The sequence below is a fragment of the Actinoplanes sp. HUAS TT8 genome, from assembly GCF_051380535.1.
GTDB lineage: Bacteria > Actinomycetota > Actinomycetes > Mycobacteriales > Micromonosporaceae > Actinoplanes.
Genome location: NZ_CP195646.1, coordinates 2,282,777 through 2,307,928 on the forward strand (window position 1 = coordinate 2,282,777; position 25,152 = coordinate 2,307,928).

23 protein-coding genes are annotated in these 25,152 nt (G+C 69.9%); 13 read left to right on the forward strand and 10 right to left on the reverse strand.

Annotated features, from left to right (window positions below):
* Positions 1-49: 49 nt before the first annotated feature.
* The gene (locus tag ACSHV8_RS09985; RefSeq protein WP_436531616.1) at positions 50-883 is read left to right on the forward strand and encodes a COG4705 family protein; all 834 of its coding nucleotides are present in this window, start codon (positions 50-52) and stop codon (positions 881-883) included.
* 64 nt (positions 884-947) lie between these two features.
* Here ACSHV8_RS09985 and ACSHV8_RS09990 read toward each other — a convergent pair whose 3' ends face one another.
* The 4 genes from ACSHV8_RS09990 to ACSHV8_RS10005 are packed head-to-tail and all read right to left on the reverse strand — an operon-like array spanning position 948 to position 4,442.
* Positions 948-2,135 carry an ABC transporter permease gene (locus ACSHV8_RS09990; protein ID WP_436531617.1) on the reverse strand — a complete coding sequence of 396 codons (1,188 nt, stop codon included), beginning with the start codon at positions 2,133-2,135 and terminating at the stop codon, positions 948-950.
* A complete protein-coding gene (locus ACSHV8_RS09995) occupies positions 2,132-2,818 on the reverse strand; it encodes an ABC transporter ATP-binding protein (RefSeq protein WP_436531619.1) in 687 nt (228 codons plus the stop codon). The genes ACSHV8_RS09990 and ACSHV8_RS09995 overlap by 4 nt, the downstream gene beginning before the upstream one ends.
* Positions 2,815-3,903 (reverse strand): hypothetical protein, encoded by a 1,089-nt coding sequence (locus tag ACSHV8_RS10000; protein WP_436531621.1) that lies wholly within the window; start codon positions 3,901-3,903, stop codon positions 2,815-2,817. The genes ACSHV8_RS09995 and ACSHV8_RS10000 overlap by 4 nt, the downstream gene beginning before the upstream one ends.
* Positions 3,900-4,442 (reverse strand): hypothetical protein, encoded by a 543-nt coding sequence (locus ACSHV8_RS10005; protein WP_436531623.1) that lies wholly within the window; start codon positions 4,440-4,442, stop codon positions 3,900-3,902. Before ACSHV8_RS10005 ends, ACSHV8_RS10000 begins: the two co-directional genes overlap by 4 nt.
* 129 nt (positions 4,443-4,571) lie before the next feature.
* Between ACSHV8_RS10005 and ACSHV8_RS10010 the strand changes: the two genes are divergently transcribed.
* The 3 genes from ACSHV8_RS10010 (at position 4,572) to ACSHV8_RS10020 (ending at position 7,826) form a co-directional block, all read left to right on the forward strand.
* Positions 4,572-6,065 (forward strand): sensor histidine kinase, encoded by a 1,494-nt coding sequence (locus tag ACSHV8_RS10010; protein WP_436531625.1) that lies wholly within the window; start codon positions 4,572-4,574, stop codon positions 6,063-6,065.
* Positions 6,062-6,715: a response regulator gene (locus tag ACSHV8_RS10015; RefSeq protein WP_436531627.1), complete on the forward strand. Its 654-nt coding sequence runs from the start codon at positions 6,062-6,064 to the stop codon at positions 6,713-6,715. Before ACSHV8_RS10010 ends, ACSHV8_RS10015 begins: the two co-directional genes overlap by 4 nt.
* Before the next feature lie 328 nt (positions 6,716-7,043).
* Positions 7,044-7,826, forward strand: a complete 783-nt coding sequence (locus tag ACSHV8_RS10020; RefSeq protein ID WP_436531629.1) for a COG4705 family protein — start codon at positions 7,044-7,046, stop codon at positions 7,824-7,826.
* A 102-nt stretch (positions 7,827-7,928) separates the two neighbouring features.
* On the opposite strand, the gene ACSHV8_RS10025 is transcribed toward ACSHV8_RS10020, so the two are convergent.
* From ACSHV8_RS10025 to ACSHV8_RS10035, 3 genes are all read right to left on the reverse strand, one after another.
* A complete protein-coding gene (locus tag ACSHV8_RS10025; RefSeq protein ID WP_436531631.1) occupies positions 7,929-8,525 on the reverse strand; it encodes a cadmium resistance transporter in 597 nt (198 codons plus the stop codon).
* A gap of 159 nt (positions 8,526-8,684) precedes the next feature.
* A complete protein-coding gene (locus ACSHV8_RS10030; RefSeq protein WP_436531633.1) occupies positions 8,685-9,215 on the reverse strand; it encodes an RICIN domain-containing protein in 531 nt (176 codons plus the stop codon).
* A gap of 54 nt (positions 9,216-9,269) precedes the next feature.
* On the reverse strand, positions 9,270-10,484 hold the full coding sequence (locus ACSHV8_RS10035; protein WP_436531635.1) for an MFS transporter: 1,215 nt from the start codon (positions 10,482-10,484) through the stop codon (positions 9,270-9,272).
* 115 nt (positions 10,485-10,599) lie between these two features.
* Between ACSHV8_RS10035 and ACSHV8_RS10040 the strand changes: the two genes are divergently transcribed.
* The 8 genes from ACSHV8_RS10040 (at position 10,600) to ACSHV8_RS10075 (ending at position 21,114) form a co-directional block, all read left to right on the forward strand.
* Positions 10,600-11,523 (forward strand): LysR family transcriptional regulator, encoded by a 924-nt coding sequence (locus tag ACSHV8_RS10040; protein WP_436531637.1) that lies wholly within the window; start codon positions 10,600-10,602, stop codon positions 11,521-11,523.
* A gap of 155 nt (positions 11,524-11,678) precedes the next feature.
* Complete coding sequence (locus ACSHV8_RS10045; protein ID WP_436531639.1) at positions 11,679-13,172, forward strand: CHAP domain-containing protein; 1,494 nt, start codon at positions 11,679-11,681, stop codon at positions 13,170-13,172.
* 45 nt (positions 13,173-13,217) lie between these two features.
* The gene (locus ACSHV8_RS10050) at positions 13,218-14,678 is read left to right on the forward strand and encodes a hypothetical protein (RefSeq protein WP_436531641.1); all 1,461 of its coding nucleotides are present in this window, start codon (positions 13,218-13,220) and stop codon (positions 14,676-14,678) included.
* Positions 14,679-14,870: 192 nt separating this feature from the next.
* Positions 14,871-16,457, forward strand: a complete 1,587-nt coding sequence (locus ACSHV8_RS10055; RefSeq protein ID WP_436531643.1) for a BTAD domain-containing putative transcriptional regulator — start codon at positions 14,871-14,873, stop codon at positions 16,455-16,457.
* 150 nt (positions 16,458-16,607) lie between these two features.
* Complete coding sequence (locus tag ACSHV8_RS10060; protein WP_436531645.1) at positions 16,608-17,471, forward strand: AfsR/SARP family transcriptional regulator; 864 nt, start codon at positions 16,608-16,610, stop codon at positions 17,469-17,471.
* A gap of 73 nt (positions 17,472-17,544) precedes the next feature.
* On the forward strand, positions 17,545-17,793 hold the full coding sequence (locus ACSHV8_RS10065; RefSeq protein WP_436531647.1) for a YbaB/EbfC family nucleoid-associated protein: 249 nt from the start codon (positions 17,545-17,547) through the stop codon (positions 17,791-17,793).
* A 1-nt stretch (position 17,794) separates the two neighbouring features.
* The gene (locus ACSHV8_RS10070; protein ID WP_436531649.1) at positions 17,795-19,069 is read left to right on the forward strand and encodes a hypothetical protein; all 1,275 of its coding nucleotides are present in this window, start codon (positions 17,795-17,797) and stop codon (positions 19,067-19,069) included.
* Positions 19,070-19,251: 182 nt separating this feature from the next.
* Positions 19,252-21,114 (forward strand): ricin-type beta-trefoil lectin domain protein, encoded by a 1,863-nt coding sequence (locus tag ACSHV8_RS10075; RefSeq protein ID WP_436531651.1) that lies wholly within the window; start codon positions 19,252-19,254, stop codon positions 21,112-21,114.
* 58 nt (positions 21,115-21,172) lie between these two features.
* Here ACSHV8_RS10075 and ACSHV8_RS10080 read toward each other — a convergent pair whose 3' ends face one another.
* The gene (locus ACSHV8_RS10080; protein ID WP_436531652.1) at positions 21,173-21,862 is read right to left on the reverse strand and encodes a TetR family transcriptional regulator; all 690 of its coding nucleotides are present in this window, start codon (positions 21,860-21,862) and stop codon (positions 21,173-21,175) included.
* A 19-nt stretch (positions 21,863-21,881) separates the two neighbouring features.
* A complete protein-coding gene (locus ACSHV8_RS10085; RefSeq protein ID WP_436531654.1) occupies positions 21,882-23,087 on the reverse strand; it encodes an MFS transporter in 1,206 nt (401 codons plus the stop codon).
* Positions 23,088-23,176: 89 nt separating this feature from the next.
* Here ACSHV8_RS10085 and ACSHV8_RS10090 point away from each other — a divergent pair, with 89 nt between their 5' ends.
* A complete protein-coding gene (locus tag ACSHV8_RS10090; protein WP_436531656.1) occupies positions 23,177-24,226 on the forward strand; it encodes a LacI family DNA-binding transcriptional regulator in 1,050 nt (349 codons plus the stop codon).
* Here the strand turns inward: ACSHV8_RS10090 and ACSHV8_RS10095 are convergent.
* Positions 24,171-25,085, reverse strand: a complete 915-nt coding sequence (locus ACSHV8_RS10095; protein WP_436531658.1) for a hypothetical protein — start codon at positions 25,083-25,085, stop codon at positions 24,171-24,173. The two genes, ACSHV8_RS10090 and ACSHV8_RS10095, sit on opposite strands and share 56 nt — an antisense overlap.
* Between the last annotated feature and the right edge of the window lie 67 nt (positions 25,086-25,152).

A 25,152-nucleotide genomic window follows, 5' to 3' on the forward strand; every position in this document is an offset into this window, starting at 1 on the left:
CGGTCGCGGATTCTGCTCACTGACGATCCCCACCGCCCGAGGAGAGCTGATGACCGCTAAGGATCACGCAAAGACCGTGCTGAAGAAGTTGCCGGAGATCACCCTGGCCTTCTGGGTCATGAAGATCGCCGCGACCACCCTGGGTGAGACCGCCGGCGACATGATCTCCCAGACCCTCAAGCTGGGTTACTTCCTCAGCACGGTCACGCTCTTCGCGATCTTCGTGGTCACCCTGGTGGTGCAGCTGCGCTCCAGCCGGTACAACCCGATCTACTACTGGACGGTCATCCTCTCCACGAGCATGGCCGGCACCACGTTGTCCGATTTCATGAACCGCGACACCCACAATCTGGCCGCCGGCACCAGTTCGCTCGGCTGGGGCCCGCAGGGCCTGGGCCTCGGCTATCCGGCCGGCGCCGCCATCCTGAGCTCACTGCTGATCATCGTGTTCCTGGTCTGGAAGGCCACCGGCCTGCCGTTCGACATCAACCGGATCAGCACGTTCCGCGGCGAGGCGCTGTTCTGGTCGGCGATCCTGATCTCCAACACGCTCGGCACCTCGATGGGCGACTTCCTCGCCGACAGTTCCGGCCTCGGTTACCTCGGTGGCGCCGTCGTGATCACCACCGTCCTGGCCGTCCTGGCCGCCTGCACCAAGGTCCGCTGGATCCCGAACGTGCTGGTCTTCTGGCTCGCGTTCGTGCTGACCCGCCCGCTCGGCGCGACCGTCGGCGACTTCTTCACCAAGCCGGTCGCCAAGGGCGGTCTCGGCCTGGGCACCTACGGCGCCTCCGCGGTCCTGCTGGCCGTCCTGGCCGGCTTCATGGCCTGGGCCTCGATCCGCGAGCGCCGCCGCCCCGCCCCCATCGCCGCACTCGCCTGACCGCGCGCAGTGACAGCCGCGAGCCGCGAACCGGATCCGGCAACCACCCGCACGCCGGCGCCGGTCACATCGTGCGCAGGGCTTCGGTGGGGGACAGGCGCGCGGCCCGCAGCGCCGGATAAAGACCGGCAAACCCACCTATCAGTACGGCCGTGGCCAGTCCCGCCCCGGCCGCGGCCGCCGGGACCAGCGGCGGCCAGCCCCGCGCCCCGGCCATCCCGTAGGTGATCAGCGCCCCCAGCACCACCCCGGCCGCGCCACCACCGGCCCCGAGCAGCAGCGACTCCGTCAGGAACTGGACGCCGACGTGACCCCGGGTGGCGCCCAGAGCACGCCGCAGGCCGATCTCACCCCGGCGTTCGAGAACCGAGATGACCAGGACGTTGGCGATCCCGATGCCGCCGACCAGCAGCGCGACCGCGCCGAGCCCGAGCAGCAGGACGGTGGTGCCGCCGGTGACCGCGATCCGGGCGGTGAGCGCCTCCGACGGCCGGCTCACCGCCACCTCTTCCGGGTGGGCGGGGCTGGCGGCCCGCCCGAGCAGCCCGGCGACCTCGGCGGTGCGGGACGTCTCGGCCCGTACGAAAATCCGGGTGGGATTGTTCTGATAGCCGAAATCGGCGGTCGCCACCGGAGCGCCGATCAGGGCCGCGGTGTCGAGCTCGGGCGCCAGCTCGACCGGGGCGAGGATGCCGACGACCGTGAACCAGTGGTCGCCGAGGTAGATCCGGGGCCGGTCGGCGACGCCGCCGATGCCGAGCACCGTGGCCGCGTAGTTGCCGAGCACCACCGCCGGGTAGCGGGCCGTCGCCGCGTCCAGGAAACGCCCGTGCACCAGGCGTGCGTCGAGGGTGTCGAGCAGGCCCGGGTCGGTCACGCGCACCCCGAGACCACCGGTCCGGCCGGGGGGAATGCGGTCGCTGCGGTAGACCCGGACCGCCGGCAGGGCCGCGGTCGCGGCCGAGGAGAGCACCCCTTCGGTACGGGCCACCGCCGCCCCCGCCGTCGCCGGGAACTCGGCCTCCCCGCCGCGCAACGTCCGGCCGTTGGCGACGGTCAGCAGGTTGGTGCCGACCCGATCGATCTGCGCGAGCACGTCGGCCTGACTGGACCGGGTCACGCCGAGCACCGCCACCATCGCGGCGATCCCGATCGCCACCCCGAGCACCGACAGCGCCGTGCGACCGGGCCGGGAGCGAAGCCCGACCGTACTGACCGGCAGCAGGTCCCCGAACCGCAGCCGGGACCTCACGGGACACCGGCCGTGTCGTTCACGACCAGGCCGTCGCGCAGGTCGACGCGGCGCCGCATCGCCCCGGCGACCCGGCCGTCGTGGGTGATCACCACAATCGTCACCCCGTCGGCGTTGAGCTCGTGCAACAGCGCCACCACCGCGTCGCCGGCGGCCGAGTCGAGGTTCCCGGTCGGCTCGTCGGCCAGCACGACGGCGGGCCGCCCGACCAGGGCCCGGGCGATCGCCACCCGCTGCCGTTCCCCGCCGGACAGATGCGCGGCCGGGAACCCGGCCCGATGCGCGAGCCCCACCCGGTCCAGCGCGTCCCGCGCGGCCGCCCGCCGCGCGCCGGCCGGCACACCCCGGTAGAGCAGCCCGGTCGCCACGTTGTCGGCCGCGGTCAGCCGTTCCAGCAGCACGAACTGCTGGAAGACGACCCCGAGCCGATGCGCGCGCACCCCGGACAACCGTCGATCGCTGAGCCGCTCGACCGCCTCCCCGGCGATGCGCACCGACCCGCTGGACGGCCGGTCGAGCCCGGCGGCCAGGTTGAGCAGCGTCGTCTTGCCCGACCCGGACGGCCCGGCCACCGCGACCAGGTCACCCGCGTGCACGGTCAGGGTCACCCCGCGCAGCGACTCCACCGGCGGCGTGCCCGGATAGACCTTGCGGACGTCCCGCAGTTCCAGAACGGCGGTCATGAGACCGGCACCTCCACGTTCTGCCCGGCGCTGAGCCCGCCGACGATCTCGACCCGCCCGGTGCTCTCGTCGAATCGACCCAGCTCGACCGGGACGAGCGCGCCCCCGGCCAGCCGGACCTGATAGCCGCCCCCGGGCCGGGCCAGCAGCGCCGCGACCGGCGCGAGCAGCACGTCGTGACCGGTCCCGGTGGTGATGTCGACGGTCACCGGCACCTGGTCCAGCCCGAAACCGCGAGGCAGCGTGACCGCGATCGTGACCGGCACCGTCGCCGCGTTCACATCGGCCGGGGCACCGGGGTCGGCCGACTGCGGCGCGCTGGCCACGTGACCGATTCCGGTCACCCGGCCGTGTACCGGATCCAGGTCCGGGAACGAGACCTCGACCCGGTCGCCGACGTGCACGGTCCCGCGCTCGGCGGTGTCCATCGGGGCGATCACCGCGCGGTTCGGCGAGGTGCCGGTGAGCATCGTGGTGCCCGGCCCGACCGCGGCACCGACCCGGCCCGGCGCCGCGGTGACGCGCAGCGCGGTCGGCAGGAACACCACCTGCCCCAGCGGGATCCGCCCGGTCCGCTGCCACGACGGGCGACCCCAAGCGGCCTCCCAGCGGCGGATCGCGGCGGCGGTGGCCGCGCTGAAATGCCGATCCACGGTGATCCGGCGACGCGGGTCGAAGCCCATCGCGACCAGGTTGGCCTCCAGTTCGCGGACGTCGGGGCCGTCGCTCATCCCGTACCCGAAATCGCGAAAAGCCGGAGTGGCACCCAGCAGCAGGCGGACCGGCTGATCAGCCACCCGGAAGAGAATGCCGCCGCGGCCGATGACCGCGCCCGGCGCGGTCGAGGCGGTGAGAATGCCCGGCAAACCCTGAAAATCAACACCAAGGCTTGCGGCGTACGTCAATGTGCCGCTGAGCTGCACGGTCTGCGTCAACGTGCCGGTGGCGACGGTGGCCGTCCCGGTCGCCACCCCGGCGCCCGGCGACGCGGCGGCGTCCGGCCCGGACCGGGCGGCCCAGGCCACCCCGGCGGCCAGCGGCGCGGTGACGGCGATGGCCAGCACGGTTCCGGCGGCCCGCCTCACTTCTTGCCACCGCCCCCGCCGGAGATCCGCACCTCGCCGGACCAGACGGTGTGACAGGCGGCGTCGGCCTGATCGTGCCGCTTGGCCGGGATGCCGCCGGCCAGGGACGTGCCGCTGAGGTCGAACTCGCCGAGCGCGTTCGGGTCGGGGAAATCGGGGATGCCGTGCTCGCGCACACACTTCGCGTACTCGGCCAGCTTGCGCAGGTCGTCGGCGCTGAACTGATTCTTCGGGCGGAACGCGCCCGGTGGATAGCTGTCCTCGATGGACTGGCAGGCGGCGATGATGTCCTGATGCTTGCGCAGCTCGTCCTTCCAGTTGAAGCCGCTGTCGCCGGCGAACTCGAGGTAGCCGTCCTGGCTGAGTCCGGCGTCGGGCATCCGGGTCAGGCCCTTGTCGCGCAGGCACTGGACCCACTGCTGGCCGAGCGCGAGCAGCTGCTGACGGTTGGCCGAGGGGCTCGGCGTGGCGGTGGGTGAGCCGCCGGAGTGACATCCGGCGACCAGGAGCACGGCGAGAAGCGCTGCTTTCCGGTTCATGCGTCCCACGGTGGCGGCCACGATGATCGATCTCGTCCGACCGTGGTCGGGGCTTCATCCCGTGGTGGTACCTCCGATGTAGGACCTGAGTCTGACGCCGTGGGCGGATTTGCTTCCTACGATGGGCAGATGCTTCGCCGTCTGCTCACCGACGCCGCCCTCGCGCTGGCGTTGATGCTGCTGACCATCGGCCCCGGCCTGGCCCAGGGCCTGCTCGTCACGCCGAAACCGGATGTGGTCGAGACCTATCTGGACCGCACCGGCATCCCGGTCGACCTGCCCTGGTGGCTGTTCGCCACGCTCATCGTCGGCGGCCTGCTGCTGCGGCAGCAACGCCCGGCCGCCGCCCTGGCCCTGGTCGGCGCCGGGACCCTCGGGCACCTGTTCATCCAGACCAAGTGGCAGCTGCTCGACCTGGCGCTGCCACTGGTCATCTACACGGTCGCCGCGACCGCCCGGCACCGGCGGAACTCGTTCACCGTCCTCACCGTCACCATGGTGCTGATCTACGCCGCGATGCTGACCAGCCGCACCAACGTGCAGGGCGATCAGAAGGCGGCCATGGCCGCCAAGAAGCAGCAGGTCATCTCCGTCGAGAGCACGAAGGAGACCCCGGTCAAGGTCGTCCCGATCAGCATCCTGGTCGACACCAGCCAGGCCGTTCTGGAGATGTGGCTGCTGCTGGTCGCCGCGTTCGCGGTCGGCGACGGCATGCGCAGCCGCCGCGCCCACCTGGCCACCGTCGAGCAGCGCACCGCCGACCTGGCCCGGGAGGAACGCCAGCGCGCGGCCCTGGCCGTCGCCGCCGAACGCACCCGGATCACCCGCGAGCTGCACGACGTGGTCGCCCACGGCATGTCGGTGATGGTCGTCCAGGCCCAGGGCGCGGCCGCCGCCCTCGACCGTCATCCGGACCGCACCGCCACCGCGTTGCAGCACGTGATCGAGACCGGCCGCACGTCCCTGGCCGAGATGCGCCGCCTGATCGCCGCCGGCCGCCCCGACCCGTCCGCCACCGGCTGGCCCACCGCCGGCACCGCCCTGTCCACCGCCGGTCCCACTGGCCTTGCCACCGCCGGCACTGCCCTGCCCGCCGGCCCCGACCCGTTCGCCGCCGGCACCGGCTCGTCGGCCGGCGCCGCGCTGGCCCCGCTCCCGGGCGTCGGCGCGGTGCCCGCCCTGATCGACCAGTTACGCGCCGCCGGCATGCGCATCGACCTGCGCATCGAGGGCGTCCCGGATGTGGTTCCGGCCGCCGTCGACCTGTCGGCCTACCGCATCGTCCAGGAGGCCCTCACCAACACCCTCAAACACGCCGGCGACGGCGCTTCCGCCCAGGTCACGCTCGACTTCACCCCCGAGCGCCTCCGCATCGAGGTGATCGACGACGGCCACGGCCCACTCCCACCTTCCGGCCCGCGTTCGTCCTCGGGCCGGCCGTCACCCCTTCCCTCACCTTCGGGCGGGCCAAGGCCTGAAGCTGGGGTCGGGGCCGATACCGGCAACGGGCTGCGGGGGATCGCCGAGCGGGTGGCGATGCTGGGTGGTGTGCTGGAGGCCGGGCCGGGGTTTCCGAGCGGGTTCCGGCTGGGTGTGACGCTGCCGGTGCGGGCTTCGCCGTGAGCATCCGGGTGGTGCTGGTCGATGATCAGACGCTCGTGCGTACCGGCTTCCGGCTGGTGCTCGACGAGACCGGCGACATCGAGGTGGTCGGCGAGGCGGCCGACGGGTCGCAGGCCCTCGCGGTGGTGGCGCAGACCCGGCCCGACGTGGTGCTGATGGACGTCCGGATGCCCGGCCTCGACGGCATCGAGGCGACCCGCCGCATCCGGAGCGGCCCGCACCAGGCCCGCGTGATCATCCTGACCACGTTCGACCTGGACGAGTACGTGCTGGCCGGACTCCGCGCCGGGGCCAGCGGCTTCCTGCTCAAGGACGCGCTCGCCGCCGACCTGATCTCCGCGGTCCGCGTCGTGGCCGCCGGCGAGTCGGTCGCCGCCCCCAGCGTGACCCGCCGGCTGATCGCGCATTACCTGGGCAGTTCACCACCCCGATCGGACGCCGCCCGCCGGCTGGACGCGTTGACCGGCCGCGAACGGGAGGTACTCACACTGGTCACCCGCGGCCTGTCCAACCCGGAGATCGCCGTGGCCCTGGTCCTGTCGGAGAGCACGGTCAAGACACACCTGGGCCGCATCCTGGCCAAACTCGGTCTGCGGGACCGCGTGCAGGCGGTGATCCTGGGCTACGAGTGCGGCCTCGCCGACCGCTGACCCGCCACCGACCCGCCCCCGCCACCGACCCGTCCCCGCCACGGGCCCGCCGCCGCCACGGCCCGCCTCCCGCCACCGGCCTGCCGCCGGTCGGCCCCCCAACGCGACCCGCCTCCCGGCACCGGCCTGCCCGCCCCCGGCCCGCCTCCCGCGGCGTGCCTGCCGCCTGTTGCCGCCGCCTGCCGTCGGCTGCCGCCCGATGCCGACTACCGACCCCGCGGCCCGGAGCCGCGCCTGCGGTGGTCGAGGCTGGGCCGGCCGCACTTGCGGGGGTGAGGGTGACCGGGGTTCAGCGTTTTCTCAGGGGTGGGCGGAGAGCCTTCCCGCCGTGACCGTTCATGAACAGACCCGGCCGGCTTCGCTCGCCGTGAAAGTGCCTCAGGTGACCGCCCTGTTCTGGGTGATCAAAGTGCTGACCACCGGAATGGGCGAGACCGCCTCGGACTTCCTGGCCCGGACCATCGACCCGCCGATCGCCGTGGCCGGGGCCGCGGCGGCCCTGGCGGTGGCGCTGGCCGTGCAGTTGCGCGCCGATCGATATCGGACCGGCGTGTACTGGATCGCGGTGGTGATGGTCAGCATCTTCGGGACGATGGCGGCGGACGTGCTGCACGTCGCGCTCGGGATCCCGTACGCAATCTCGGTCTTGTTCTTTGCCTTTGCCCTGCTCGTAGTCTTGGTGGTCTGGTATCGGACCGAGCGGACGCTGTCGATCCACACCGTGACGAGGGGCCGGCCGGAGCTGTTCTACTGGGCGACCGTCCTGATCACTTTCGCGCTCGGCACCGCTGTCGGCGACCTGACTGCGGCGACGCTGGGGTGGGGTTATCTGGTTTCCGGGCTGGTGTTCACGGCGGCGATCGGGGTTCCGGCGCTGCTGTTCGGGGCCGGCCGGCTCAATGCGATCGCCGCGTTCTGGGCCGCGTATGTGATCACCCGGCCGCTCGGGGCCTCGTTCGCCGACTGGATGGGTGTGCCGGTGAGTCGCGGCGGGCTCGGGTGGGGGACCGGGCCGGTCACCGCCGGGTGGGCGCTGGTCATCGTCGTGCTGGTCGTCGTCCTGGCCACCGTTCCCGAGAAGCGGGCGCTTCCGCGCTTTGATCGTCGCTGAGATCCCGGCCTGTCACAGAAACCGGCCGGGGTGCGTGGCAGCGTATCTCGGCCGATCATCGGCGACGGTGCGACGGAGCCCGCCCCGAGTCGTGGCCGGCGGTCACAGGCCGAAGGCGCCGCCCTCGGCGAGGATCAGCAGACCGATTCCGATCAGGACGACGGGCAGCACGACGTGGCCCCACCGGCTGAGCGCCCGCGCGATGATCGGCCGGGTCGCGAAGAACCGGCCGGCCGCGACCCAGACCGCGACCAGGATCAGGAAGACGACCACGTAAACGGTCATGCCGGCGGCCCCGGCGGTGGCGAGGACCGGGACGTAGACCCCGATGTTGTCGCCGCCGTTGGCGAACGTCACAGCGGCCACGGCGGCGAATGCGGGCGCGCCGCCGCCCGTACCCTCGTCGTCCTCCTCGTCGCGGCGGTGCCGCCAGGCCTGCACCGCGGCCTTGACGCCCAGCGCGAGCGGCAGCAAGCCGAGGTAGGGCACGACCTGGGAGGGCAGGAAGGTCGCCCCGAACGCGGCCGCCACCGCGACCACCAGGATGCCGGCGAAGCCGAGGTACTGACCGATCGCGATGGTGCGGGTCGTGTTCGGGTGCCCCGCCCCCTGGGCGAAGAACAGCGCCAGGATCACGATGTCGTCGATGTTGGTGACCGCGAACAGGCCGACGGCCTGCCCGATGACTCCCAGCTGCATGTTCACCCTCGTGGCTCGCGCTGACGAGGGTGCAGCATCTCAGTACCGGAAGGTCGACACCAATCCGCTGAGCTCGGTGGAGAGCCGCGCGATGCGCCACTGGCCACTGCACCGCGGCGGAACCTGGCTGGGTTCCGCCGCGGCCGAGGGGCGTGTCGTTTACGGAGCGTTCCAGGTGAAGGCCTGGTTGTTCGACGTCGTGTAGCACGTGAACTGCATCATGTCGGCGCCCTCCAGCAGCGAGTTGGCCTCCACGGCCAGGCACTTGCCGCTGTGCCGGTTCTTCAGCTGGTAGAAGTCGACACCCTTGGCCCCGAAGTTCAGGATGGGCAGCCACTGGTCGTTGAGGGTCGGGTTACCACACGTCTGCATGATGACCTTGGCCCGCTCGGTGGTCACCGAGTCCTTGACGCCGAAGCACAGGCCACCGTTGCGGTACGAGATCCGGTAGTAGCCCGCGCTGATCGAGTGGAAGTTCCAGTTCCGGTTGGACGCGTTCTGGCAGAGCTTCTGCTCGACCACGATGCCGGCCGCGGCCGAGTATCCGGCCGGGTGCAGGCAGTGGTCGTTGGTGTAGGGCTGGATCACCCACGGGCCGGTGACGTCGGCTGCCGCCGGGCCCGCGGTGCCGATCAGCGTCGCCGCGATCACGGCGAACAGCGCGACCAGGCCGGTCAACATTCTGCGCATCAAGTGATGCCTTTCGCTCGTCGGTTGTCCGGTGTCGGGCCAGGCTAGCGATCATCATCGATGCTCGCTGCCCCGTACCGGAACCGCGTCCCTGATCTGCCGGGGCAGCAGCAGGGGCGTCGCCAGGAGCAGAGCGCCGGCCACCGCGATCGCGAGGCGCGGGCTGGTCACGGTCGCCAGCAGCCCCCACAGGGCGGTCATCGCGGCGATCGTCGCGTTGCTGGTCACCGACCAGGCCGACAGTGTCCGCGCCACCCGATCCGGTGGCGTCTGCTCCAGGCGGTAGGTCGCGAACACCGGGTTGAACACGCCCATGCACGTGACCAGGCCGAACTGCACGGCGATGACCAGCACGAGCCCGCCCGTCCCGCTCCCGACCAGCGCCAGCCCGACCGACCAGCAGGCCCGAAGGGTGCCGAAGACCCGCAGGATCCGGTGCTCGCCGAAGCGCGTGACCAGCCGCCGCGCCAGCCGCGAACCGATCAGCCCGCCGACGCACGGCAGGCCGAACGCCAGCCCGTACTGCCACGGCGCGAACCCGAGCCGCCCCAGCATGAGGACCGCCAGCAGCGGGGCGGTGGCCAGGATCAGCCCGTTGACCAGCACCGAGTTCACGAACAGGCGGCGCAGCGCCGGATGGGCCAGGATGAACCGCCACCCGTCGAGCAGTTCCCCGGCCCGCGTCCGATTCTGATTACTGCGTACCGGTCGCGGCTCGGCACCGCGGATCGCACCGATCGCCGCCGCCGACAGCAGATAGCTGACCGCGTCCACGACCACGGTGACGACCGGCCCGAACAGCCCGATCGCGGCGTTGCCGAGCGGCGGCCCGACCACCGTCGCGGTCCACGTCGTCGCCTCGAACCGCCCGTTCGCGACCAGCAGCTCCGGCCCGGAGACCAGCGATTTCAGGAAGGCACCGCTGGCCGACCGGAAGGTGATGTCGGCGGCCGCGGCCACGATCGCCACGATCACGAGCTGAAAGAACGAAAGACAATTGACGGCGTACGCGACGGGCACGCTGATCAGCACCACGAACCGCGCCACATCCATCCCGATCATCACCGGCCGCTTGCGGCGGAACTCCACCCACGGCCCGAGCGGCACCGCCACCACCGCGCCCACGGCCAGCCCGGCCGCCGACAGCAGCGACACCTCGACCGGGCCGGCGTGCAACGCCAGGATCGCGATCAACGGGAACGCGTCGAACCCGAGCCACGTACCGAACGTGCTCACCGCGAACGACGCCCACAACCACCGGAATCGCATCGGCCCCCACAACCCTCAGTTGGACCGCCAGATCCAACCAAGCCGGAGCGCCACAGATCAAACAACCGCCACGCCGTCGAGATACAACCCATGGTTGTGTACGTAGGGTGGCCGCATGGACTTCGAGGCCGTCCGCACGTTCGTCGCCGCCGCCGTCGCCGGGCAGTTCCAGGAGGTCGCCGCCGACCTGTCGATCACCCAGCAGGCCGTCTCCAAACGCATCGCCGCCCTGGAGCGTCACCTCGGCGTGCGGCTGTTCACCCGCACCCCGCGCGGCGCCGAGCTCACCATCGACGGCCAGGCGTTCCTGCCTCACGCCCGTGAGCTGCTGCGGGTGGCCGAGCGCGCGACCGCCTCGGTCAGCCCGAGCCGCCGCCCGCTGCGGGTCGACGTGATCGCCTCACGCCTGGCGACATCCGGTCTGATGCGGGAGTTCCACCGCTCGTACGCGCACATCGATCTTGATGTTGTGAAGCTCTTCAACGTCGAAGCGGCGGTGAGCGCCCTGCGCTCCGGAGCGATCGACGCGTCCTTCCGGGCCGTGGCCATGCCCGGCCATTCCCTTCCCGACGACATTTCCTCGGTACGCGTTCTCGACGAATCCCTGCAGCTTCTGGTCGGCCCCGGCCATTCCTTGGCCTCGGCCCGCTCGATTCCCCTGGCCCGGCTCGCCGCCCACCGCATCTGGATGCCAGGAATCGAACCGGGCACGGAATGGGGCGCCTACTACGACGACCTGGCCGGCCAATTCGGCCTGACCATCGAGGCGACCGGTCCCAATTTCGGCTCGGACGCCCTCCTCGACACCATCGCCGACACGCCGTCCCTGGCCACCTTCATCGGCGAACAGACCCGCCTGGTCTGGCCCGAGAGTCACGGCCTGCGCCGCATCCCGGTGACCGACCCGACCCCGGTCTATCCCCACTCCTTGCTGTGGCACCGCGACAACCCCCACCCGGCCCTGGCCACCCTCCGCGCCCACTTGGCCACCAGCGCAACCGCCCAGGAAGAAACCTGGACGCCGTCCTGGGTGATCTGACCGGCCATCGTAGTGCAGTACTACGGACATTCTTCTCGGCGAATGCAATATGCCGAAAATATACGCCCGTCGGCTACAAATCCATCCGCACGGCTGGCTCGGGTTGAAAAACCCATGAGTGGGCCCATTTTCGGAACTCCTGAAATGGATTGCGGATGCACAGAACCCGAACGTGGCGCGGTTGGCCGCTGATCGCTGCACTGGTCGTGGCGATGTTCGCCACCTCCGCCGCAGCGGTGACCTTCCCGGCCGCCGCCTCGGCCGCCACCACGGCGGACATCGCCTCGCTCGCCCTGGACAACGTCGGGCACAAAGCCTGTCAGACGAACAGCCTGGGCACTTCCTACTACTACTCGAGCTGCACCGGCAACGGCGGCGAACCGGAATACTGGTGCGCCGACTTCGCCCGGTGGGTGTGGGCCCAGGAAGGTGTGGACCACACGTCCGATCTGACCGCGGCCGCGCGAAGCTTCTACAGCTACGGCGTCGAATATGACACCTTCTCGACGAGCGGCCCGCAGGTCGGCGACGCGGCGGTGTTCAGCAAGACCGGCAGCGATCCGACCACGGCCAACACGAATGAGATCCATCATGTCGGGATCGTCGTGTCGGTTTCCGACGGCCAGGTCCAGATCGTCAGCGGTGACTGGGGTGGGACCGGCAGCACCCAGGCGGAGTTCGCCCGGTCCTCAAGCGTGGTGAAGAACGCCAAGATCTCGGCCGAGCCCGGCTTCAAATCCGAATTCGGCCGCTACCTCGTCGGCTATGTCACGCCGGTCGGCGCGATCGCCCCGACCGGGCGCCGGAACAGCGGCTCGGTGGTTTATGTGCCGGGCAACAATTATCAGGTGTTCGGTATCAAGGGTCAGGCGGGAACGTCCGGTGGGGCGTTGTATCAGAACACGTGGAATGCGACGTGGGGTGGTTGGCACAGTTTGGGTGGCAATCTTGGTGGGGCGCCGGCTGTGCTTTACCGTGACGGTCGTTATGACGTTTTCGCGGTCAACGACGGTGGTACGGCTACTACGGGTTCGGTGTTCCAGCGGACTTATCAGGATGGTTCCTGGGGTGATTGGCATTCGATCGGTGGTGAGTTCAACAATCAGTATGGTGCCGCGGCTATCTATGAGAACGGTAAGTATCATGTTTTTGCGGTGAGTCCGGCCGGCACTCTGATGCAGCGGGTGTGGAACGGTAATTGGGGTGATTGGCAGAATCTTGGCGGTGTGTTGCACGGCACGCCTGCGGTCACCTACACGGGCGGTCGGTTCGATGTTTTTGGGACCGGTAGTAATGGTGAGATGTATCAGAAGAGTTACACCCCGTCGGCTGGTTGGGGTGAGTGGCATTCTCTCGGCGGTGATTTCAAGCTCGGTTTCGGTGCGGCGGCCGTGGTCGACAGCGGCGGCGGTTATCACATTTTCGGGATCAACCCGGCCGGTGCTCTTCAGGAGCGCAATTACCACGGCAGTTGGGGTGACTGGCTGAACATCGGCGGCACGTTGACCGGTACTCCGTCGGTGACTCTGCACGACGGCCGGTACGACGTGTTCGCGATCAGCCCGACCGGCGGATACGCCATGTATCAGAGGTCCTACGTGGACGGCAGCTGGGACGCCTGGCACTCCATCGCCGGCGACTTCCGCTGAACAGACGAACGCTTGTTCGCCCCCACCATTTTGAAAGGCTTTCATATGAGACTGCGTAGATGGGTCGCCGCGGTCGGCGTGCTCGCCGCCGGACTGGCCGGCGTTGTGGCCGGTTCGCCTTCGGCGTCGGCCGCGGTGACGACCACGACGATCGACGACACGAGCCCGGCGGTGACCTATTCCGGCTCCTGGCCGGTGTGTTCCGGCAACTGTCCGCTGTCCGCGGACGGCAGCTTCCGATGGACGCAGGCGACGAATGCGTACCTGTCGTTCAGCTTCACCGGCAACCAGGTTGTTCTCTACGGCATGATGGAACCGCCGGACAACGTCGCCACCGTCTCCATCGACGGCGGCACCCCGGTCGACGTCGACTACTACGCCAGCCCGGCCAGCCCCAGGACCGTGCCGGTCTGGACGTCACCGACCCTGACCGACACCACGCACACCCTGAAGCTCAGCTACACCCCTCGCCACTCCCACACCGGCGTGCCTGCCGGCAACTCGATCACCTTCGACAAGGCGGTGATCACCTCCGGCACCACCACGACCCCGCCCACCGGGGCGAACCTGAGCGGCCTGCCCTGGAACTCGGGCGTCGGCCCCCAGCCGCAGACGTCCGGCGGAGTCGTCAACTTCCAGCAGTGGCGTGGTGCCCCGGTGGACGACATCGTGCTCTTCCCGGCCCGCGACAGCTGGACCTCGCTGCTGAGCACGAACTGGATCACCGGCGGCATCCCGAACGGCTGGAACACCACCAAGGGTGACCTGGTCGCGACCATCCCGCTGTGGCCGGGATCCAACAACGTCAACAACACCGGCACCGAGACGCAGTGGCGGCAACTCGCCGACCACATCGCGACCGCCGACCCGAACGCCTACATCCGGCTCGGCTGGGAGATGAACCTGCCCAGCTCGTACTGGATGATCGGCGACGGCACGAGGCTCGATTACAACAATGTGACCATCCCCGACAACCGGACGGCGTGGCAGAACTCGTTCCTCAAGGCGGCCGGGTGGATCAAGGACGAACGTCCCGAGCTGCGGATCGTGTGGAACCCGAACTACGGCGACGACCAGACCTGCACGAGCTGCTCCCGCGCGGTGTTCCAGGCGGCCAAGCAGTACCTCTCCGTCTATGCCATCGACACCTACGACTCGTGGGCCCCGGACAAGGGCACAGCCGGCACCACCGCGCACCTGAACAGGCTGAAGGACACCCGTGACTACGCGGCGAAGAACTTCATGCCGTGGGCCGTGCCGGAGTGGGGCCTGGGCTGCAACGAGAACGACGGTCACTGCCAGTGGCACGACAACGCCGGCGGCGACAACCCGCAGTACATCCACGACTACCTGACCTTCTTCCGGGACAATGCCTCCACCCTGGCTTTCGAGGCGTACTTCGACGAGCCGGCCAGCTACATCCGCTCGGCGCTGGACGTGACGCCGATCGGGCCGAACGCCCCGGCGAAATACAAGACCGACATCGCGGCCTACAAGACGTCGTGAAGTTCTGAGTGACAGGGCCGGGCGTCGACGACGCCCGGCCCTGTCAGGTCGAGGGCGAAGGCCGTCGCCAGTGAGCCGCGCGGTTTCCCAAACGGGTATTGTGGACATCCTGACCGTCCATTGAGGTCGGTTGCCGGTGCGGTCCGGACTGGGAGGATGCGCGTGGTGGAGGAGCTGCGTCTTCTTGGGCCGATGGAGGTTGCCACCCACAGCGGCGTCGTCCGGGTCGGCGAACCCCGCCGCTTGGCGGTTCTGGCGGCCCTGACCGTCGACGCCGGCCGGGTGGTGCCGACAGCGACGTTGGTCGACCGGGTCTGGGGCGACGCCCCACCCCAGCAGGCGGTGCGGACGCTCGGCACCTACATCACCCGCATCCGCCGGGTGCTCGACGACGCTTTCTCCGACTCGCCGGTGACGGTGGTCAACCACCACGGCGGTTACCGATTGACGGCCCGCCCCGAGCAGGTCGATCTGTTCCGCTTCCGGGAGCTGACTGCTCGGGCGCGAACCGTGGACTGTCCGGCCGACCAGCGGGTCGAGCTGCTCAGGCAAGCTGTCGCTCTGCACCGCGGTGACCCGCTGACGGGGGTGGACGGGGCGTGGGCGAGGCAGACCCGGGAGCAACTGACCGGGGAGTTCCTGACCGCCATGGAGGAGTGGGCCGAGGCCGAACTGGCGGTGGGCAACCCGACGGCGGTGTTGCCGGAACTGACCCGGCTGGCCGACGCCAATCGCCTGGTGGAACCACTTCTGGTGACTCTGATGCGCGCCTTGGTGGCCGCGGGCCGGCCGACCGAGGCGTTGGAGCGGTGCCGTCTCCATCAGAAGCATCTGGCCGAGGAGTACGGCACCGATCCCAGCCCGCAGGTGCTGGCGCTCTACGAGGAGATCCTGCGCACCGACCATCGGGTGGCCTCCGCTCCGGCCGCGAAGGACCTCGAGGCGGCCGACGACCCGGCCTCGGGCGAGCGGAGTTCCGCGCCGTCTCCGGAACTGCCCGGAAGGCCGGCCGGGACGTCGAGCCGGCACCGCCGAGTCTGGGCGGCCGCCGTCGCTCTGATGCTCGTGGTCTGCGCGGCCGTCTACTTCTGGCCCGCTGACCCGCCGTCCAGCGATCCCTTCTCGGCCACCGAGGAGTTCTCGGGCACCCAGTTGCCGCCCGGGCAATGGACCGCTCAACAGACGCAGGGTCAGAACGGTTCGTCGTGGTCTCCGAGCAACGTACGGATCAACGATGGTGAGCTGCAGATCATCGGAACGGGCCGAAGCCCGACCGGCCGCGGCAACATGGCCGGCTCGGTCTGCTGGTGCCTGGCCAACGGGCTCGTCCGCGCCTACGGGGTGTGGCAGGTCCGGGCCAAATTCGACGTCGGGGCCGGCTACGCGCCGGTCATCGGCCTGTACCCGGACGCTGCCGTGGGCACGCCGGGCTGGGGCTATCTCACGGTGGCGCGGTTTGACGGCGGCGACCGCCGCACCATGTATCCCGTCGTCAAGGCCGGCGGTGGTCCGCAGGTCGACGGGACGGCCGTGCCGGGGGACTTCACCGCCTGGAACACCTTCACCATCGAGTGGCGCGCTGATTTCGTGACGGTCTCCGTCAACGATGCGGTCGTCTTCGACACCCGCCGGCAACCGACACCGACGGCCATACCGAGCGTTCCCATGTTCCTTTACCTGCAGATAAACGTGGGGCCGGACGGCCCGGTGCCGGCGCCCGGCCAGGAGACTCCCGATCAGGTGACCATGCACGTCGACTGGGCGAAGTACACGGGCTGACCGGTCTCGTCCGGCACGCGTTCGCCCTGCGCAAGCGGCGTCTCAACAATTCCACAGCCGATCCGTCGGGGTACCCCTGCGAGGTTGTGGCCACGGATCGAGCCCCGGGCGGGCCGTCCGGAGAGGCCGGCCGCGAGGGAGGGGTACGCGATGAGGGTGCACGGTGGTATGCGTTTTCGGCTCCTGGGCACGGTCGAGGTCTGGGACGAACGATCCGTGCCGCTCGGCGGTCCGAAGCCGCGCACCGTACTCGCCGCACTACTGCTCAACCAGGATCACGTCGTCCCGGAAAGCACGCTCGTCGACCTGACCTGGGGTGAGAAGCCGCCGGCGGGCGCCCGGCGTCAGCTCCAGCTCTACGTGTCCCGACTACGAAAGGTCCTCGGCGGCGCCGGTATCACCCGCCACGGCGACGGATATGAACTCTCGATCGGCCCCGAGGGGCTGGACCTCGACGAGTTCGATGACGAGACGGAGTTGGCCCAGGCCGATCTCGCCGCCGGGCGTCTCGAGCAGACCGCGAATCGATTGCGGCAAGCTTTGAAACTGTGGCGCGGTAACGCGTTGAACGGTACGAGCTCTCTGCTGGCGGAAATCGAAGGACCGGCGCTGGCCGAGCGGCGGCTGACCGCGCTGGAAGCTCTCTTCGAGGCGGAGCTTGAGCTGGGCCGCCACGGACGCGTCCTCGCTGATCTGTATCGGATCGCGGCCGAGGAGCCGTACCGGGAAAAGTTCCAGGCGCAACTCATGCTCGCTCTGCACGAGAGCGGGCGCACCGAAGCGGCCCTGCGGGTTCATGCCGAAACTCGCAAGCGGCTGAGTACCGACCTCGGCATCGACCCCGGCCGGCACATAACCGAAGCGCATCTGCGGATATTGCGCGGCGGTGACCCGGTTCCGATTCCGCCGCGGCAGTGGGTGTTGCGACCCGGCCCCCCGGCCGAGGACACCGGTCCGCCCGTGACGGCTCCGGCCTTCGCGGGTCGTCCTTTCATCGGCGAGCAGACCGGCTGAACCGGTGCGGGGGTGTCGCTGTATCCACAGTCGTGAGTGTTCGGGTTGGTGACGCGCGGACTGGGGGAGTGCGATGGGAGCGTTGCGGCGGCTTCAGGAGGAGGCGGACCGGCTGGTCGGGCAGGCGGCGAGCGCCGACGGCCGGGTCACGGTGACGGTTACCGGCAGCGGTGAGATCGAGGTTCGTCTGGGTGAGAGCGCGCTGCGGGACATCAGCGCGAATGCTCTGGCGGCGACCATCTCGCGGACGGCCGGTGACGCCATGTGGGACCTGCACACGCAGTACCGGCAGACCAGCCAGCGGATCCTGGGACGGCTGTGACATGGCTGACCAGGTCAAAATCGATATCCCGTTCATCACCTACTACGCCGAGGAGCGGATGGAGGACGGTGATGTCGGGGTCGGTCTCGCCCGGCTGATGCTGTCGGTCTACCGGATGCCGCCGCAGGTGTGGGGTGAGCTGCTGCCGTATTCGCCGAGATGGGCGAAGGGTTGGGCCGACAACTGTCTGTGGCGGGCGCAGGACGCCATGGCGGTGCGCGACTTCTGTGTCGAGACCGGCCAGAAGACGTTTCAGGCGCTGGCCGATTTCACCGGGGCCGACGTGGACGCCGCGGAGTCGATCGACGACGTGCAGATTGCCGGCATCGAGCCGTACATGCGGGACTACACCGATCTCGGCCGGCTGCACTCGGGCCGCGGCAACGGTTCCGACCTGGGCACCTTCCGGCCGGGCTCGGGCGGTGAGCCGGATTTCGACATCCCACAGCCGGGCCGGTACGGGCAATCCGCGGATCCGGGATGGGATGCGGCTCCTCTCGACGGTGGCGTGGTCCGGCCGGAGCCGGATGCCTTGGCCGCCTCCATGGGCGATCGGGCCCACGCGATTCTTCAGGCCGAGGTAACTCTCAAAATGCTCGGTCACGAGCCGGCCCCGGTCTACGAGAAGTATCTCGTTCCGGCGCTTTCGCTCAGTCCGTCGGTGATCGAGAGGAATACGCAGGAAATCTGGAAAGCCGTGAACGCCTGGAAGGTGATGGCCGACCGGATCAAGCACGACAACGGTGAGCTGCCCGAGAACTGGGGCGGCGACGCCGGACTTGCGGCGCTGCATCGGGGGACCCGTTTCGCCGACTACGTCGATTACTGCATCACCCAGGCGGAGTGGCTGGCCAAGGCCGGGGACGCGGCGGTGAAGACGCTACGCGAGGTCCGCAACGAGTTCGCGAAGATCTGCGACAGCGTGGCTCAGCAGCTTGTCCAGGAGCACCAGGACATGGTCGGTTTCCTCAAGACGGCCGGGCAGGCGCTGGTCAAGGTGGCGAGCCTCGACTTCGGTGGCGTCGCCGAGAAAATGCTCGACCTGTTGAGCGACGCGGCCCTCCAGGCCGATCGGAAGTTGATCGCGGCGGCGCAGATGGAGAGTGCCGTGCGGGATGTGGAGATCACCGCCGGGACCATTCCGAACATCGGCTCGCTGGAGCACGAGCACCGCGATCCGTTGCGTGACGGCAGTCCTAAGTCGGGAGCCTGGGCCGACCCCGACGACTGGGGTGGGCGCCGCACGCGCGAGCCGTCGCTGCCTCTCACCGGCTGATGTCGGCCCCCGTTGCTGCGTTCGCGGTTTGTTTCATGGCTGGTTGGGGCGGTTTGGCGACCGGTATCGGGGGCTTCGAGTAATTGGCGGGGAAATCAGGTGATTGACTGGCCCCGATCGGGTCGCCAAGATTTCCGGCAAGTTTCTTTACGGTTCGGACCTAGTTGAGAGGCTCCCGCCGAATGACCCGCCCCCGTTTCGCCGGACTGGTGGCAAGTCTGCTTGCCACCACCGGTCTTTTCGTCCCCCAAGCCGCCCAGGCCGCGCCGGCCGCGAGTGTGCAGGCCTGGTTCAGCTCCGAGTCGCGCACCGCGGGCTACGAGCCGAAGAACGGCAACTGGTACACCAGCCCCGCGACCGGGCTGGCCGGCACGCCGTACCAGCTCAGCAAGCAGGCCGACATCGCGACCGCCGCGGCGAGCGGCACGGCCACGATCGCGGTCGACACGACGCAGAAGTTCCAGACCGTGCTCGGTGTCGGGTCCTCGCTGGAGGAGTCGACGATCTTCAACCTGGCCCGGATGAGCGCTACCGGGCGCACGAACGCGCTGCGCGCGCTGGTCGACCCGAGTGCCGGGGCCGGCTTCAACGTCGCCCGGATCACGTTCGGGACCAGCGACTTCACCTCGCACGACTTCTACACGTACGACGACGGCGCCGCCGATCCGACGCTGTCGCGTTTCTCGATCCAGCGGGACATCGACTACAAGATCATTTCCACGCTGCGCGAGGCTCTCGCGATCAACCCGAACCTGAAGATCTTCGCGAGCGCGTGGTCGGCGCCGCCGTGGATGAAGACCAGCAACGCGATCATCACCGGCAGCCTGCTCGACCAGCACATCCCGACGCTGGCCACCTACTACCGCAAGGCGATTCAGGCGTACGCCGCGCAGGGCATCCCGATCTACGGCCTGACGCTGCAGAACGAGCCGCTGTTCGAACCGGCCGACTACCCGGGCATGAAGGTGACGGCCGACCAGGAACGGCGTCTCGCCGTCGCGTTGCGGACCGAGCTCACGAACAACGGGCTCGCGGCCACCAAGATCTGGGCTTTCGACCACAACTTCAGCGAGGGTGTGTCGTACGCGCAAGGGGTCTTGACGAACGACGCCCGCGCCTCGGTCGACGGCATCGCCTTCCACGACTACGCCGGTGACCCGTCGGCCATGGCGACCGTGAAGGCGCAGTTCCCGGAGAAGGACGTGCTGATGACCGAGCGTTCGGTCTGGGGCACCTCGGGCGCCGACCGGGTCGTGCAGTACTTCCGCAACCAGGCCACCCTCTACGAGGGCTGGGTGTCGATGCTCGACCAGAACCGGTCGCCGGAGCGTTGGAGCGGCTCGCCCGACCCGACGATGCTGGTGCAGAGCACGTCGAACCCGGACACGTTCTGGAAGACGCCCGACTACAACATGATCGCCCAGTTCTCGAAGTTCGTGCAGGCCGGCGCCAAGCGGGTCGCCACCGGTTACGGCTCGACCGGCACGGTCACCAACGTGTCGTTCGTGAACCCCGACAATTCACTGGTCACGGTCGTGGTCAACCAGACCGCGTCGAACCAGACGTTCACCCTGCGCGCCGGTTCCCGCCAGTTCACCAGCACCCTTCCGGCGAAAACCACCGGGACGTACGTGTGGGCCGGCGCGGGCGATGCCGGAACGGTCCCGTCGCGCACCGGTCAGATCACCGGGCTCGGCGGCAAGTGCATCGACGTGCCGAGCGCATCCACCACCAACGGCACCCAGGTGCAGCTCTGGACCTGCAACAGCTCGTCGGCGCAGACCTGGACCGTCGGGTCGGACGGCACGGTTCGCGCCCTGGGCAAGTGCCTGGACGTGAACGCGGCGTCCAGCACGAACGGCACCAAGGTCCAGATCTACGACTGCAACGGCACCACGGCCCAGCAGTGGACGGCCGGGACCGACGGCACGCTGCGGTCACTGGGCAAGTGCCTGGACGCGACCGGGCCGTCGTCGGCCGACGGCACCAAGCTGCAGATCTGGGACTGTTTCGCCGGCGACAACCAGCGCTGGACCCTTCCGTAAGCAACCTCGGCCCTCCGGCGTCGCCCGCTCCAGCCCAGCGGGCGGCGCCGGATCGCTCTCAGCCGGCGGCCCGGCCGAGCGGCCGGTTCTCGGCGCGGGCGAGCAGTCCCGAGATGGTCACGGCCAGGCTCTCCCGGAGCAGGTCGGTGAAGTCCACCCGCATCGCGGCGGCCACCGGGTTCGACTCGTAGGCGGCCAGCAGCGCCGCCGGCGGCCGGCTGTATGGCCACGCCGCGGCGGTGAGCAGCGTGGTCGTCGCGATCAGGCGGGCGGCGTCGTGCGGGCCGAGCTCGGGCAGGCAGCGCCGGATGAGCCCGGCCTGCGTCTCGAGGAGGACCCCGAGGGACAGCTTGTGCCGCAGCGCGACCTCGGCCGACACGTTGTGTTCGAGCACGCCGGCGTGGGCGCTGGTCAGATCGCACAGCATCGGCCGGTCGGCCAGGGATTCGGCCAGCACGGCGGCGAGCCGGTCGCCGCGCTCCCGGGCGGTGCCGTCGCCCGCTTCCAGGGTGCGGTCGAGGTAGTCCAGCCAGGCGCGCTGCTCGGCGTCGAGCAGCTCCAGCAGGATGGCCTCGCGCGACTCGAAGTAGCGCAGCACGTTCGACTTGGCCAGGCCGACCCGCCGGCTCAACTCGTTGAGCGCGAGCTGGGCGACCGGCATCTCGGTCAGCATGGCGGCGGTCGTCTCCAGGATCTGCCGCCGCCGCTCGTTGCGCTGCTCATCGCTGCGGGCGCGCTGAAATTCCACGGCGCCCAGCTTACAGACCTCAGGTCTGTTGCCCGGAGGTCGCGGCCCGGCCCAGGTCGCTGTCACTTCGCGGCATGACGGCCGCGAGCGCGACGATCCCGGCGGCGAGGACCGCGGGCACCGCCATCGCGTGGTGCAGCCCGAAACGGGTGACCAGGAAGCCGATCACCGCCGGGCCGGCCAGGAACGCGCCGTACCCGAACGTGACGACGACGGCCAGTACGCGGCCACCGCCGATGTGCCCGGCCACCGCGTACACCTGCGGTGCGATCATCCCGACGCCCAGCCCGACCAGCGCCCAGCCTGCCAGGAGCAGCGGCAAGCCGCTGACCAGGGTCACCGTGGCGTATCCGACGCAGGCGCACGCGCCCCCGAACCGGACCACGGCCCGGCGCCCGAACCGGGCGACCAGCCGATCCCCGATCAGGCGGATGACGACCATGAAGCCGCTCACCGCGATCAGCCCGAGCGAACCGGTGGTGGAGTCGACCCGGGCCACCTCGGTGACGTGCAGCGAGGACCAGTCGGTGCCGGTGCCCTCGGCCAGGCCGAACCCGACCGCCATGATGCCCAGGAGCCAGGCCACGGCCGGGATTTTTGTCCGTACGCCGTCCTTGGTGTGTTCCACCAGGGCGGTCGGCGGGGTGATCCGCACGGCGACGACCAGCGCGACCGCGGCCACCCCGGCCAGGAACAGCATGAGCGGTCGGACGATCGACGACCCGTCGAGGCCGAACACCGTGGCCATCAGCAGCACACACCCGGCGCCGGTGAACCCGCCGAGCGACCACAGCGCGTGGAACGAGCTCATGACCGGCCGCTTCCGGGCGGCCTCGACCTGGACGCCGACCGCGTTCATGGCGACGTCGATGGTCCCGTTGCCGAGGCCGAGCAGCATCGCCGCCGCGACCGCCACCGGGAACGTGGTGGCGAAGGCGAAGGCGATCGCGGCCCCGACGAGGATCAGCAGGCCGGCCAGGGAGATCTGCCGGGCGCCGATCGAGTCGGAGAGCCGGCCGCCGACCTGCATGCCGGCGATGGCGGCCAGGGCCGAGGCGAACAGCAGGATCGAGATGTGGGTGGCGTCGATGTCCAGGCGTTCGCGGATCGACGGGAGGGCACCGCCGTAGCCGCCGACGATCAGGCCGTTGGCGGCGAAGAGGAGCGCCACGGCGACGACGGATCGCGTGGTCGCCAGGCGAGTGGTGAGGTCGTTCGAGGTCATGAGCCGCACGCTAGGGGTGAGAGCGCTCCCAGAGCCAGGGTTCCCGAGACGTTTGTGTACGCTCGTACGCATAGGCTGGATGGAGTGAGATGGCGCAGGTCAAGTTGACGATCGAGGACGTGGCGCGCGCCGCCGGCGTGTCCCGGTCGACGGTCTCCCGGGTGCTGAACAACCGTCCCGGCGTCAACGACACGGTCCGCCGCGAGGTCAAGGCGACCATCGCCGAGCTGGGCTACGTGCCCGACCAGACGGCCCGGGCGCTGGCGTCCCGGCAGCACCCGGCCATCGACGTCGTGGCGGTCACGCACGGGTCGTCGGTGGGGTGGCTCGGCTCGCATCCGTACTACAGCCGGGTCCTGGCCGGGGTGATGACCGCGCTCGACGGCCGCGACGTGCAGCTGCGCGTCCACCGGATCGGGCGCGACGACGCGGCCGAGGCCGTCGACGTCATCGCCGAACGGGCGACCGCGGGCCTGGTGCTGGCCGACGCCCCGCCCGCCCTGGCCGCGCGGCTGCGGAAACTCGGCACCCGGATGGTGTCGCTGGTCGCGACCGCGACCTCGGTGCCCACCGTCGAGGCCGACAACGCCGGGGGAGCGTACGCCGCGGTGAAGTTCCTCCACGACCTCGGCCGCCGCCGCATCGCGGCCATCCACGGCCCGGACGACACCTCGTGCGGCGTCAACCGCCGGGCCGGCTACATGCGCGCGATCGAGGAACTCGGCCTGCCCGACCTGAGCGACGGCGGCAGCTTCCGCCGCGAGGCCGGCTTCGACGCCGCACACCGCCTGCTCGACCGTCACCCGGACATCGACGCCGTGTTCGTGGCCTGCGACCTGATGGCCGCCGGGGCCGTGCAGGCGATCAGCGCCACCGGCCGCAGCATCCCGCAGGACGTCAGCCTGGTCGGATTCGACGACAGCATCGCCGCCGTCTGCACGAACCCGCCGCTGACCACGATGCGGATGCCGGTCGAGGAGATGGCCGCCACCGCCACCCGGCTGCTGCTCGACGACACCGTCCCGGCCGGCTACCACCAGCGCTTCCCGGTCGCCCTGGTCCAGCGGGCCAGCACCACCCGGGTCAGGCCCGCGCCCGCTGCTCCCGCACCACCAGCATCAGCATCGCGAGACCGGTGACCACACCGAGCACGAACTGGGCGGTGACGATGCCGAGCTGCTCGGGCCACTGCGCGTCGATGTCGACACCGGCCATCTGAAGCACGACGAACGGCAGCTTCCAGGCACTCCACGCGAAATGGAAGCCGGACACCAGCCAGAGCAGCCCGACCGGAATCCACAGCCGCACCGACGACCGACCGCGAGCGATCACCCACACGCACCACGCGCCGGTCAGGGACCAGAGCGCCGCGTTGCCGGTCTGCAGACGCCAGTCCAGGTCGCGCGCCCCGGGATGGGCCAGCCCCGCGGTGCCGCCGGCCACCCAATAAAGATCCGCGATCCCGACCAGAACGGTTCCGGCCAGCGCCACCTTCGCCGTCGAAGACCACGATTTCGGCGTACGGCCATCGACCCGCCCCGCGAACGCGGCCGGCCACCGCGCCCGCAGGTAGAGCGGCAACGCCCCGGCCAGCCCCACCGCCATCCCGAGAAAACTCCCCTGAATCGCCACGAACTCCCACGCCGGCATCACCGACGTGCCGCCACCGGACGTGCCCGACGACACCACCGCGTACGGGATCATGGGGATCAGGAACCCACCGCCGACCCAGCTGAACAGCAGCACCGGAAACGCCGGGATCCGCTCACCCCACGGCCGGACCAGCGCCAGTGCGAGCGCAATCCCGGCCAGCCCGAGCCCCACCGTGACCGTGTTGAGCAGCACCATCCCGGCCACGCCGACACCCTCGTCGCGCGGGACCAGACCGAGCAGAGTGCCGCCCGCCCAGACGATTTTGATCAGCACGTACGGTGTCAGCGCCAGCGCCGCCCCGTACCCGAAAACCGCCCGCGTGCGTGAGATCCCCCGATTCTCCATGCCCGGATCGTCACTCCGGCCACCTGTGCCCCCGCTGAGGTTGGGCGTCGGCGCCACCCTCCTGGCA